General features: G+C 71.8%; 10 protein-coding genes. 2 read left to right on the top strand and 8 right to left on the bottom strand.

Annotated elements, in window-relative coordinates; translation table 11 throughout:
- Window positions 1–114: 114 nt before the first annotated feature.
- Together E1166_RS24985 and E1166_RS24980 are read right to left on the bottom strand one after the other, a co-directional pair.
- A complete protein-coding gene (locus tag E1166_RS24985) occupies window positions 115–1,542 on the bottom strand; it encodes an endo-1,4-beta-xylanase (protein WP_132342385.1) in 1,428 nt (475 codons plus the stop codon).
- 250 nt (window positions 1,543–1,792) lie between these two features.
- Entirely contained in the window at window positions 1,793–3,745 is a 1,953-nt protein-coding gene (locus E1166_RS24980) for an ABC transporter ATP-binding protein (protein WP_132342384.1), read from the bottom strand.
- 241 nt (window positions 3,746–3,986) lie between these two features.
- Between E1166_RS24980 and pgi the strand changes: the two genes are divergently transcribed.
- Complete coding sequence (gene pgi, locus E1166_RS24975) at window positions 3,987–5,624, top strand: glucose-6-phosphate isomerase (RefSeq protein WP_132342383.1); 1,638 nt, start codon at window positions 3,987–3,989, stop codon at window positions 5,622–5,624.
- A gap of 176 nt (window positions 5,625–5,800) precedes the next feature.
- Here pgi and E1166_RS24970 read toward each other — a convergent pair whose 3' ends face one another.
- The 5 genes from E1166_RS24970 to E1166_RS24950 all read right to left on the bottom strand — a co-directional run bounded on the left by E1166_RS24970 (window position 5,801) and on the right by E1166_RS24950 (window position 10,456).
- Window positions 5,801–7,522 (bottom strand): acyl-CoA dehydrogenase, encoded by a 1,722-nt coding sequence (locus E1166_RS24970; protein WP_132342382.1) that lies wholly within the window; start codon window positions 7,520–7,522, stop codon window positions 5,801–5,803.
- A gap of 30 nt (window positions 7,523–7,552) precedes the next feature.
- Window positions 7,553–8,104 (bottom strand): PadR family transcriptional regulator, encoded by a 552-nt coding sequence (locus E1166_RS24965; protein WP_132270707.1) that lies wholly within the window; start codon window positions 8,102–8,104, stop codon window positions 7,553–7,555.
- Window positions 8,105–8,216: 112 nt separating this feature from the next.
- Window positions 8,217–8,672 carry a DUF4383 domain-containing protein gene (locus E1166_RS24960; RefSeq protein WP_132342387.1) on the bottom strand — a complete coding sequence of 152 codons (456 nt, stop codon included), beginning with the start codon at window positions 8,670–8,672 and terminating at the stop codon, window positions 8,217–8,219.
- 91 nt (window positions 8,673–8,763) lie between these two features.
- Window positions 8,764–9,918: a GTPase HflX gene (gene hflX, locus E1166_RS24955; RefSeq protein WP_132342381.1), complete on the bottom strand. Its 1,155-nt coding sequence runs from the start codon at window positions 9,916–9,918 to the stop codon at window positions 8,764–8,766.
- A gap of 37 nt (window positions 9,919–9,955) precedes the next feature.
- Window positions 9,956–10,456: a hypothetical protein gene (locus E1166_RS24950; RefSeq protein ID WP_207914501.1), complete on the bottom strand. Its 501-nt coding sequence runs from the start codon at window positions 10,454–10,456 to the stop codon at window positions 9,956–9,958.
- A 119-nt stretch (window positions 10,457–10,575) separates the two neighbouring features.
- On the opposite strand from E1166_RS24950, the gene E1166_RS24945 reads away from it, so the two are divergent.
- Window positions 10,576–10,893, top strand: a complete 318-nt coding sequence (locus E1166_RS24945) for a hypothetical protein (protein ID WP_132342386.1) — start codon at window positions 10,576–10,578, stop codon at window positions 10,891–10,893.
- Between the two features lie 172 nt (window positions 10,894–11,065).
- Here E1166_RS24945 and E1166_RS24940 read toward each other — a convergent pair.
- On the bottom strand, window positions 11,066–12,910 hold a 1,845-nt coding region (locus E1166_RS24940), incomplete at its 5' end, for a hypothetical protein (protein WP_207914495.1).

Here is a 12,910-nt window from a genome sequence, read left to right as displayed (position 1 = left end):
CGACCATACCCGCCCGGCTCGCCGATCATGAAGTTGACGGCACAGTTGATCACTTCGAGTGCCACCGACTTCATGATCGACGAGGCCGAGGTGGGGACGGGTGGGGCCGGGCGGTCAGCTGGCGGTGCAGGTGGGGGTGCCCGACGGCGGGGCGCCGGTGCCCTGGAAGCCGAACGAGGTGCTGGCTCCGGCCGCCACGCTGCCGTTGTAGTCGACGTTGCGGAACGTCACGGCACCGCTGGTGCCGCTCCGCTGCGCGCTCCAGGTGTTGGTGATCGCTGATCCGCCGGGCAGGGTCACGCCCACGCTCCAGCCCCTGATCGCGCTGGAGCCGGCGGTCACCCGCACCGTGGCGACGAAGCCACCGGTCCAGGCGTCCACCGAGACGCTGGCGGTGCAGCCAGCGTTACCGGGCGGCGTGGTCGGAGGCGTCGTCGGTGGGGTGGTCGGAGGCGTCGTCGGCGGCGTCGTCGGCGGAGGCGTCGTCGGAGGGGTTGTCGGGCTGGCGCTGTTCAGTGCGGTGAGGACGGCGTTGTAGGCGGGTTTCTTGTTGCCGCTACGGTCGAACAGCAGGGGGCTCTCTCCGGAGCGCCACGAGTCGGAGTCGCGGATGCCCCACACCGTGATGCCCTTGCAGCGGGCGACGGCGAGGCAGTCGTTGACCACGTTGCGGTACGCGTCCGACGGGGCGTTACGGATGTCCAACTCGGTGATGTGCACGTCCACGCCCAAAGCGGCGAAGCTCGACAGGGTCGTGCGGTAGTTGCTCGGGTAGTTCGACCCGCCGGTGAAGTGCGACTGCAACCCGACACAGTCGATCGGCACCCCACGGCTCTTGAAGTCCCGCACCATCCGGTACACGGCCTGGGTCTTCGCGTCGTTCCAGTTGTCGGTGTTGTAGTCGTTGTAGCACAGCTGCGCGTCCGGATCCGCCGCGTCCGCCGCCCGGAACGCCGCCTCGATCCAGTCGTTGCCCGTGCGCTGCAGGTTCGAGTCACGCCGCGCGCCGCTGGGACCATCGGCGAACGCCTCGTTCACCACGTCCCACCACTCGACCTGACCCCGGAAATGCCGCGCCACCTGCGTCACATGGTTCAACATGGCGTTACGCAACGCGGCGCCGGACATGTTCTGCATCCACCCCGGCTGCTGCGAATGCCACGCCAGGGTGTGCCCACGCACCTTCATACCCCGGCTACGCGCGTGCTGCACGATCCGATCGGCGCTGCCGAAGGTGAACACCCCCTGCTGCGGCTCCGTCGCGTCGATCTTCATCTCGTTCTCCGGCGTGACCTGATTGAACTCACGATTCAAAATCGTGGTGTACGCCGAATCGTTCAACCTCTGCGCCGCCACCGCCGTACCGAAATACCGACCACTCTGGGCCGCGGAGGCGCCCAGAGTGGTGGCGGCGTTGGCGCTGGGTGTCATCGTCACGGTGACGCCGAGGGCTGCGGCACCGGCGACGACACCGACGAGGACGGCGCGTAGCCGGGCTCGGCTCGTCGAACGCGCCGGGGCGCGAACTGGGACGTGGCTCATGGCTGATTGCCTTTCGACAGTGGTGGGGTACGGGAGATCGCCGGCTCGACCATCGCCCGGCGCGGCGACCGGCTCCGCGCGCTTCGCCTCCGGCACGGTCGCCCTGACACCGCGCCGGGACTGCCGGACCTGCGGTGTCAGCCACGTGGTCGAGACGTTCCCGCCCCCGACGGTACTGAAATGTTTCCGATAGTTCAACGAAAATCGATTGGTTCGGCGCGCGCCACCGCCACGACCGGCCGGAAGGCGGTCAGCGCTCCTCCGGCCCGCCCGCGCCGGCAGCCCGCGCCAGGTAGCCGCTGGCCTGGAGTTCGAACAGCTCGCGGTAGAGCCCGCCGGCGGCCATCAACTCGTCGTGGCTGCCGCGCTGCACGAGCCGGCCGTGTCGCATGACGAAGATCTGGTCGGCGTGCCGCACGTTGGCCAGCCGGTGCGTGATGAGCACGACGGCCCGATCCGGGCGACGACGCAGATGCCGGAAGAGCGCGTGTTCGGCGCGGGCGTCCAGCGCCGCCGACGGTTCGTCGCAGATCAGCAGCCGGGCGTCCCGGTAGAGGCTGCGGGCGGCGACCAGGCGCTGCCACTGGCCACCGGAAAGGTCCTGGCCGTTCTTGAACTCCCGGTCGAGCAGCGTGTCGTACCCGAACGGCAGGTCGACGATCATGTCGTGCGCGGCGGCGGCCCGGGCAGCCTCCTCGATGCTCGGCCCACCCCGGTCGGCGGGGCGGTCGTAGCGACCGATGCGGATGTTCTGCCCGGCGGTGAAGGGGAACTTCCACCAGTCCTGCGTCATGACGGCGACCTGGGCGGCGGCCTGGGCCGGGTCCAGCTCGGCGGTGTCGACGCCGTCCCACCTGATCGTACCGCCGGTGGGTCGGTAGAGGCCGGCGATCAACTTGGCGAGGGTGGTCTTGCCGGAGCCGTTCTCCCCGACCAGGGCGACCACCTCGCCGCGGCGGATGGTGAGGCTGACGTCGTCCACGGCGGCGGTGTCGGTGTCTGGGTAGCGCAGGCTGACCCGGTCCAGCTCGATGGTGTCGAAGCCGCTGGTGGGACGGCCCTCGCCGATGGCGACCCGCTCGCCGGCCCGGTCCAGGAAGTCGCGGTAGTCCTGGTAGTAGAGGGCGTCCTCGTAGAGGTTGTTGGTGGCGAACACGGCGACGGCGAGGCTGGATCGGGCCGACTGCAGGGCCAGCAGGGCCGTCGCCGCGGCGGCCAGGGCCACCACCCCGGTCAACAGCAACCCACCGAGCAGGGCGTACACGGCGAAGATGGCGACCCCGCCGACGGACATCCCGACGGCCCGGGTGCGGCTCTGCTCCCGGGCCAGGCGCAACTGCGCCCGGGTCTCCACCGTCATCATCCGGCGGTACTCGGCGAGCAGGAAGTCACGCATCTGGTAGGCCCGCACCTCGGCGGCGGTGTGCCGGTTGGCCATCAGGTGCGCCAGCATCCACATGCGCCGGCGACGGGTGATCCGGGCCAGCATCGCCAGGTACTGCCGGCGGGCCATCCGCACCGCGGTGACCGCCTCGGGCACCGCCGCGAGCAACAGGCAGGGCAGCAGCACCGGCTGGACCACGGTCACCGCCGCGGCGGTGGCGAGCACCCCCACCAGCCCGGTGATCAGGTTGACGGTGTGGTCGACGATGGACGCCGCCTCGGCCATCCCCCGGTCCCGGACCCGGTCCATCTCCTCGGCGAACCCGGCATCGTCGAAGGCGGCCAGTTCCACCGCCGTGGTCGCCTCGAACAGCCGCAGCTCCACCGCGTAGTTGATCTGCGGGATCAGCCGGGCCTGTGCCCAGCCGGCGCAGACGGTCAACGTGCCCTTGGCCGTCACCGCCGCCGCGGCCAGGGCCAGGGCCGGTAGCGCGGCGCGGACCCGGTCCGGGGTGGGCCCGGCGGCGAACAACTCGCGCAGCACGCCGGTGGTGGCCAGCAGCCCGAGCGTGGTCATCACCCCGGCGGCCAGGTTCAACCCGATCGTCACGGCGGTGTCCCGCCGGTTGGTCGACCAGGCGAGCCGGACGGCCTCGGCCACCAGGTACGGCAGCCGCCGGGCGACCGCCCGGAAGCTGGTGTGCGCGAACCGGGTGGCGTGGTGCATCCAGTGGCCGTCCTCCAGCTCGGGCAGGTCGATCCCGTCGTCGGACGGGGTGTCGGCGTCGGGCGCGCGGCGTGGACCGGTGACCGTCGCCATGGAGCCTCCCGGGGTGAGGGATGCGGGACGGAGGCGAGCCTACTGTCCGCGATCGCACGGTGTCTGCGGGTGTTCGGCGTGTCGCACAGGTGTCGCAATGGTGGATCGCCGGCCACCGTACGCAGGGCCGCCGCCGCGTCGCGTCGCGCGCCCGCGAGCCGGGTGGCAGGCTGGGGGGCGAGCCGGCGGCCGGCGGGCCGGCCGCCGCCCGCCGAACGTCGTGAAGGAGAAGATCGACCCGATGGCTGCGAGCGTGACCACCACCGACGAATGGCAGGCGCTGCACAAGCACGCCGAGACGATGCGCGGCACCCACCTGCAGGAGTTGTTCGCCGCGGACGGACGCCGGGGTGAGCGGCTCACCGGCGAGGTCGCCGACCTGCACGTCGACTACAGCAAGAACCTCGTCACCGACGAGACGCTGGCGCTGCTCGCCGCGCTGGCCGAGCGGGTACGCCTCACCGACCGGATCGCCGCGATGTTCGCCGGGGAGCACATCAACGTCACCGAGGACCGGGCGGTGCTGCACACCGCGCTGCGCCTGCCTCGGGATGCCTCGCTGACGGTCAACGGCCAGGACGTCGTCGCCGACGTGCACCGGGTGCTGGACCGGATGGCGGCGTTCGCCGAGCGGGTCCGCTCGGGGCAGTGGCGGGGGCACACCGGCGAGCGGATCAGCACGGTGGTCAACATCGGCATCGGCGGGTCGGATTTGGGCCCGGTGATGGCGTACGAGGCGTTGAAGGCGTACCGGGACGCGGGGATCTCCTGCCGGTTCGTCTCCAACATCGACCCGACCGACATCCACGACAAGACGCACGACCTGGACCCGGCGACCACCCTGTTCGTCGTGGTGTCGAAGACCTTCTCCACCCAGGAGACCCTGGCCAACGCCCAGCAGGCGAAGGCATGGCTGCTGGCCGGGCTGGACGTCGAGGGCGAGTCGGCGATCGCCCGGCACTTCGTCGCGGTCAGCACCAACGAGCAGCGGGTCGTCGACTTCGGCATCGACCCGGAGAACATGTTCGGCTTCTGGGACTGGGTGGGTGGCCGGTACTCGCTGCCCTCGGCGGTGGGCCTGTCGGTGATGCTGGCGATCGGCCCGGACCGGTTCCGGGAGATGCTGGCCGGCTACCACGCCGTGGACGAGCACTTCCGGACCACGCCGGTGGAGCGCAACGTGCCGGTTCTGATGGGCCTGCTGAACGTCTGGTACACGAACTTCCTCGGCGCGCAGACCCACGCGGTGCTGCCGTACTCGCAGTACCTGCACCGGTTCCCGGCATACCTGCAGCAGTTGACCATGGAGAGCAACGGCAAGTCGGTGACGGTGGACGGCACGCCCGTGGACCACGACACCGGCGAGATCTTCTGGGGCGAGCCCGGCACCAACGGCCAGCACGCCTTCTACCAGCTCATCCACCAGGGCACCCGACTGATTCCGGCGGACTTCATCGCGTTCAGCCAGCCCCACCACGACCTCGGCGACATGCACGACCTGTTCATGTCGAACTTCTTCGCCCAGACCGCCGCGCTGGCCTTCGGCCGGACCCGGGAGCAGGTCGAGGCAGAGGGCACGAAGCCCGAGGTGGTGGCGCACCGGGTGATGCCGGGCAACCACCCGACCACCTCGATCATCGCGGCGAAGCTCACCCCGTCGACGCTGGGGCAGCTCATAGCCCTGTACGAGCACATCGTGTTCACCGAGGGCGCGATCTGGGACATCAACCCCTTCGACCAGTGGGGCGTGGAGTTGGGCAAGGTGATGGCCAACCAGTTGGCGCCGAAGCTCACCGGGGACGCGCCGGACCTGTCCGACGTGGACTCCTCCACCGCGGCGCTGATCCGCCGCTACCGCGCCGAACGCGGCCGGGCCTGAGGTCCGTGGGTCGGTGGCCGGGTCACGCAGACCCGGCCACCGCCTCCGGTACGCCCCCACAACGACCATCCGACGCCGCCCCCGACCCCGCGACACCGCAGCCTGCCGCAGTCCGCGCACCGCCCACGCCGACCGACTGAGGCCGGCGCCGGGGCCGACCGGGCCGAGCGCCTCTGTCAGGGGTTCATCTCGTACACCCCGACCAGGGCGGTGACCTGAGCCCAGACCCGGGCGGTGCGCTCCGGGTCGGCGACCGGGCGCCGGACGTGGGCGAGCGCCCAGGCGGCCTGCTCGTCGCTGGTGGCTGTCTTGCCGTGCAGTTCCGTGGCGTGGGCGGAGAAGTCGCGCACCAGGATGTCGAAGATCTCGTCCAGCAGGTCGGCGTCCAGGCCGGTCAGCGCGGCCTGCTCCAGGATGAGCTGGCCGTAGACGACCAGCGCGAAGAGCTGCCCGACGGCGAGCAGGAAGTCAAGGTCCCGCTGCTGCTCCTCGGTCGGGGCGTGCCCGGCGAGCAGCGTACGGAGTCCGTCGGCCTGCTCGGTGAACCGGGCCACGTTCGGCAGGTGGGCGTGCGCGGCGTACCCGGCCCGCCAGTCGTGGAAGCGGATCTCGCCCAGGCCACGCGCGGGGCCCTGCCGGAACAGGAACTCGTCGTCGGTCGGGTCGTGGCGGGTCGGCACCGGCGGGAACTCGGCGGGGGCGAACAGGTAGTTCGCCATGAACTTGAGGATCAGCGCCAGGTTGACGTGTACGGTGCCCTCCAGCTTGGGCAGGCCGCGTATGTCCCGGGCGGCCTTGTCGAAGTAGGTGTCGGCCTCGAAGCCCTTGGCGGCGATGACGTCCCAGAGCAGGTCGATCACCTTCTCGCCCTCGGTGGTCACCTTCATCTTGGTCATCGGGTTGAACAGCAGGTAGCGGCGGTCGTCCGGGCCGGCCGACCGGAAGTAGTCGACGGCCCGGTCGCTGAACGCCTTCATCGCCACCAGGCGGGCGTACGCGTCGGTCAGTTCGCGGCGTACGTGCGGGAAGTCGGTGACCCGTCGGCCGTAGAGGACCCGGTTGTGGGCGTGGGTGACCGCCTCGTACATGGCGTGTTCGCAGATGCCGATGCTGGCGGTGCAGAGGTTGAACTTGCCGACGTTGACCGTGTTGAGTGCGGCGTCGAAGGCGGCCCGGCCGGTGTGCAGCACGTCCTCGGCGCGCACCGGGTAGTCCTCCAGGCGGAACTCGCTGACGAACATCTGCGCGTTGACCACGTTGCGCACCAACCGGTACGCCGGGTGCCGGCTGTCGGCGGCGAAGAAGACGTACCCGTCGGGGCCGTCGACGTCGGTGCGGCGGCCGAAGACGGAGACCAGGCCGGCGACGTTGCCGTTGCCGATGTAGTACTTGCCGCCGGTGGCCCGGAACCCGCCTTCGCCGTCGGGGGTGAGCAGCATGTCGGTGGAGTAGATGTCGGCGCCGTGGCTGCGCTCGGAGAGGCCGAAGGCCATCACGTGCCCGGAGTCGAGCAGGGCGGCGGCGCGGGCCCGGGCGGCGGTGTTGGCGCTCTGCCAGACCGGGCCGAGACCGAGGACGGTGACCTGCCAGGCGTACCAGTAGCCGAGGCCGTAGAAGCCGAGCACCTCGCTGAGCGCGGCGTTGCGGGCGGTGTCCCACCGTTTGGCCGGGTCGCCGCCGCCGTCGGAGGCCGGGGTGCAGAAGGCGGCGAAGAGGCCCTCCTTGGCGGCGAAGTCGAGGAAGTCGCCGTACCAGTCGTGCCGGTTGTAGCTGTCGACGAGGGCCTTCTTGCCGCGCTGCTCGAAGAAGTCGACGGTGGCGCGCAGCAGCCGCCGGGACTCGGGGTCGAGGTGGGCGGGGTCGTAGGTGTGCGGGTTGAGCAGCGGCGACGCCGGCATGGGGGTCCTTCCTGAGGATGGTGGGTCGGGTCAGTGGTCCAGGGCGCGCAGGGTGACGAGGACGTCGTCGAGCCAGGCCAGCACCATCCGCTCGTACGCGATGCCGCCGCGCAGCACGACGTGCTGCAGCGCGGCGCGGGCGTCCGGGGCGGCGACGTCGGGAAAGTCACGGCGCTCCCCGGCGAGGTAGCGGGCCAGGAGGGCCTCGTGGTCGGCGCGGTACCGCTCGACCTCGACGACGAGCGCGGCGCGGCCGGCCGGGTCGGCGAAGGCCGCGCCGCGGATCTTGACGGCCAGTTCGTGCCGGACCGCCTCGGGTTGCACGGGCGCGTGCAGCCACTCGGTGAGGGCGGCCCGGCCGGCGGGCGCGGCGGACCAGCGACGCTTGTCCGGCCGGCCCTCCTGGTCGACCTGTTCGGCGGTGACCCAGCCGTCGGTCTCCATCCGTCTGAGCACCCGGTAGATCTGCTGGTGGGTGGCGGTCCAGAACCGGCCGATGGAGCGGTCGAAGCGGCGGGCCAGCTCGTATCCGGATGCCGGCTGCTCCAGCAGGGCGACCAGGATCGCGTGTTCGAGGGCCATACCGGCATCCTGCTATGCAACAAGTTGCATAGGCAAGATGCGCGGGGATCCGTCACACGACGACGCCGCGCTCCGGTGGAAGCGCGGCGTCGTCGGACAGAGGGACGGAAGCTCAGTGCCGGGAACCGCCCTGACGGCGGGTCAGCGCCACCCCGAGGGCGATCATGCCGACGCCCAGGAACAGGTGCAGCCAGTTGTCGGCGGTGTTCAGCGGCACGAAGTTGGCCGGGCTGTCGTGTCCGACGACCAGACCGTAGAGCCAGAGCACCAGGTAGATCGCGCCCCCGCCGATCAGGTAGGAACGCGCACCCGACGCGCTGCGGGCCAGGGCGAGCCCGGCGACCCCGAAGAGCAGGTGCACGATGTTGTGCAGGATCGACACCTGGAAGAGCCCGAGCAGCTTCGCCTGCGACTCGTGCCCGGCGAACTTCATCGTGTCGTAGTCGGTGGTGATACCCGGAATGAACCCGAGCAGCCCCACCAGCAGGAACACCACACCGACGACCTGCGCGGCGCGACGGACCGGGGACGCCCCCGTCCCGCGCCCGGTACCGGGCCGGTTCACCATCTCAGTCACCCCCGTTGACGTTCGTGTGCCCGGGGATGCCCCGGACGGGCCGCCCCAAACCCGGCGAGCCGGGGCAATCTCGGTCCGCTCCTCACCGTGCGGCCAGTCGGGCGGCCAGCGCCGTGCGCAGGGCCTCGATGCCCTGCCCGGTCCGCGCCGAGACCGGCACCGCCTCCGGGTACGCCCGGCACAACGCCCCGACGTACTCCGGCGGCGCAACGTCGATCTTGTTCAGCACGAGCAACTCGGGCACGTTCCCCGCGCCGATCTCGTGCAGCACGCCGTGCACGGTGGTGATCTGGTCCAGGGCGTCCGGGGCGGCGGCGTCCACCACGTGCAGCGCGAGGTCGCTGCGGGTGACCTCCTCCAGGGTGGAGCCGAAGGCGTCCACCAGTTGGTGCGGCAGGTGCCGGACGAAGCCGACGGTGTCGGTGACCGTGTAGGTGAGCTGGCCGGTGGAGATCCGGCGCACCGTCGGGTCCAGCGTCGCGAAGAGCACGTCCTGCACCTGGGCGTCCGAGCCGGTCAGCCGGTTGAGCAACGCCGACTTGCCGGCGTTGGTGTAACCGGTGAGCGCCACCGAGGGCACCTGGTTGCGGGCCCGGCGGCCCCGGGTGCGTTCCCGCCGGCGGCCGACCTCGGCCGCGCTGCGGCGCAGCCGGGTCGCCCGGTCCCGCAGCCGGCGACGCTGCGTCTCCAGCCGCATCTCACCGGGACCACGCACACCCATGCCCGCGCCGCCGGCCATCCGCCCACCACCGACCCTCGACATCGACCGCCCGTCGCCGCGCAGCCGGGGCAGCTGGTACGCGATCTGCGCCAGCTCCACCTGCACCCGCCCCTCGCTGGTACGGGCGTGCTCGGCGAAGATGTCGAGGATGAGGGCGGTGCGGTCGACCACCCGCACCCCGACCCGTTCCTCCAGGTTGCGCACCTGCCCGGGGCTGAGTTCCCCGTCGGCGATCACCACGTCGGCGCCGGTACGCTCGGCGACCACGGTCAGTTCGTCGACCTTGCCCGACCCCAGGTAGGTGGCCGGGTCGGGGCGGGGCCGGCTCTGCACCACAGCCTCCGCCACGGTGAGCCCGTCGGTGTCGGCGAGCCGGCGCAGCTCGGTCAGGGAGGTCTCGCTGCCCGGCCCGGTGCCGTCGCCCCCGTCCTGTGGGCGCACCGCCACCAGCACGGCCGTCGGGCGCTCCCCCGGTGCCGGCCGGACGCTGTCGCCCATCAACCACGAACCCGCCATGCTCGACCGCCTCACCTTCGTTCGGGTGCCACGGGAGCTACCCCGCACCGGCCGGACCATGCCGACCGGTCGGCGGTTGATCCCGGCCCGTCCGGTCTCCCGGCGGCGGAAGGTGCTCACCCAGCGCGGCGTACTCGACCACGGTCAACCAGGACGGGTTCGCTCCCATCGGCTGCCGCAACACCTCGGCCCCGACCAGCCGGGGATCGGCGCGCAGCACCGCACGGGGCACCCGGTCCGGCGGGTCGAGGACGGCCAGGTCGAGCGGCACCGTCCACGGCTGTCCCGGCCGGCCCGGTACGGGCGGGCCGGTGACCCGGCCGACTCCCCAGACGCCGTAGCCCCGGGCCCGGCGGCTGCCACTGGCCCAGAGCACGACCGGCTGCCCCCCGGTCATCATCCGCACCCGGTAGCCCGGACGCACGCACCACCCGCCGACCCATGGGTCGGCGGCGAGCCGGGCGTCAAGGTCCCCGACGTCGGCGTTTCCCTTGAGCAGCCACGCTCCCAGGTTCTGCGCCGTCACGTGTCGGTTCATGGGGTGCTGGTGCCCACCCACGGGCCGGTCAACCGCATCGTCGTGGCGTTGACCACGTCACCCTGCGTTTACGCCGGCGGCGGGTGGAGACTTTCCCCGTGACCACAAAGGGGGAGACCGTGCCGGAGACCGATCAACAGCCGCGAGGCCGGGGACGCACTCCCGAGGGAGTGACCGACCCGCTACTGTGGCGGCTCGCCACCGACGTGGCCGAGGCGCACCAGCCCGACGAGACGGGCCACTGCGACAACCTGCTCTGTGACGGCCAGGCCTGGCCGTGCGAGGCGACCCGCAACGCACGGCGCGCGCTGGTGCTGGCCGGAACGGCTCCGCAGGAGCGCACCGGGCCACGGTACGACGACGAGCAGTGGCCGGCACGGGAGGGGGCGCTGCCCACCCTGCCGCAGCGCCACTCGCGTACCGCCGCAGCCGCCTGACCACGCGCACACCGCCCGCGCGTACCGTCGCCGTGCCCCGCGCGGCCGGCGTGATGCCGTACGCGCCCGGCCGGCGGCGTCAGGACCGCCGGCCGGGGTCGTCCGGACCGACTCCCCGCGAGCAGCCGGGGAGAGCGGGCCCGACACGGTGAGCAAAGGAGAACCGGGGCGGTCAGCGCGTCGGCGGGGCGGCGACGGGCACCGAGGGCGGCGAGCCGAACGTGGTGAGGAACCGGTCCCGGAAGGTGTCCATCCGCCAGACCGGCGCGTCCGGGCCGGGGCGCAACCCCTCGTGCCAGTTCCATTCGGACACGCGCGCCAGCACCGCCGGGTCGCGGGTGACGATGGTGATCGGCACGTCGCGGCTGGCGTTCTGGCCGGTGATCACCGGCGAGGGCTGGTGGTCGCCGAGGAACACCAGCACCAGTCTGTCGTCGCCGTAGGTCTGCACGTACGAGATCAGCGAGTTCAGCGTGTACTCCACCGACCGCCGGTAGCCGGTGCGGATCTCGGCGAGGCTGCGACCGCCGAGCGGCGGGTTGGCGGCCACCGAGGTGGGGCGCTTGTAGATCGACCCGTCGCCGATGTGGTTCCAGTCCAGCAGCCGGGGGATCGCCCCCCACGGTGAGTGACTGGAGATCAGCGGAATCTCCGCCATGACCGGTGCCCGGTCGGGTCGGGCCCGTTCTCGTCGCTGGAACTCCGCCAGGGTGTACTGGTCGGGCATCGGGGCGAAGTTGAACTTCGGGCCACGATAGTTCAGGGCGGCCGCGTCGTAGTACCGCTCGTAGCCGAAGAACTTCCCCTCCGGCCACGGTTTGAGGGCTGCCGGCATCACCCCGACGGTGTCCCAGCCGGCTTGGCCGAAGGCGCGGTTGAGGGTGAGCCGGTCGCTGTCCAGGAGGGTGGAGTGGCGCTGCTCGTTGTCGACCCAGACGCCGGCCAGCAGGGTGTCGTGCGCCAACCAGCTACCGCCGCCCACCGTCGGCGAGGTGAGGAAACCACTGCGCGCGCCGAAGCCGGCGGCGTTCAACCGCCGGTAGCCGCTGTCGAGCAGCGCGTTGATCTTGGGCGCGTACTCCGGGTTCTGCACCGCGTCCCGGCCGTAGCTCTCCACGAACGCCAGCACGACGTCCCTGCCCCGCAGACCGGCCAGCAACTGGTCGCCGGGGACGTCCCGGAAGGCGTCGACCCGCGTCGCCTCCGCGAACTCCTTGCGGTCGTGCAGCGCCTTGCCGACCTGGCGGGCGTGGTGCTCCACCAGCGCCGTCGAGCGGCGGTCCGCCACCGGCACCCCGAGCGTCGCACCGGCGACCCAGATGACGGCCAGCGCCGCGAGCACCCGGACCGCCGTCCGGTTGTGCGCGGCCACCAGCCGGGTCAGCCGCAGCATCGCCCGCACACTCAGCACCAGCAGTCCCGCGAGCAGGGCGACCAATCCGACGAGCGCGCCGAGCGCGCCGGGGCGACCGACCGACTCACGGACGAACGCGTACGCGTCGGCGAGCAACCCCCAGTCGTAGATCAGGTTGAAGTTGCGGGCCAGGCTGGCGGCCATGCCCATGTCGAGGAGCTTGACGATGGCGAGCAGCGCGAGACCGACCCCGAGCGTCACCGCCGCCGCGCGGCGGGCCCAGCCGCGCAGCACCAGCAGCAGCGCCCCGGCGACCAGCGCCTCCACCGGGATCCGCAGGAACACCGCCGGACTGAGCTGGTCCAGCTGGTTCGGGGCGGTCAGCAGCCCGAACAGCAGCACGAGGGCCAGCGCGGTGGTCACCGCAGCGGCCACCGACCGCAGCCGTCCCCGGCTCCGCCCGGCCGCCACAGTCTCGTTCCCCGACCCGCCCACCGGGCCGTCGTCGCTCGCCTGTGGAGTGGGTAGGTCACCGGCCGGTCCCGCGTCACGCCCGGCACCCGGGGTGGGTCGGTCACCCGCGGGTCCCGCGTCACGCCCGGCACTGGTGGTGTCGTCGCCGGGGGTCAGGAACGCGTCGCCGGATGGCGGACTGGCTGGCGA

Origin of the sequence: Micromonospora sp. KC213, from assembly GCF_004348325.1 — a bacterium.
Lineage (GTDB): Bacteria > Actinomycetota > Actinomycetes > Mycobacteriales > Micromonosporaceae > Micromonospora.
This window is presented reverse-complemented; position numbering and strand designations above follow the sequence as displayed.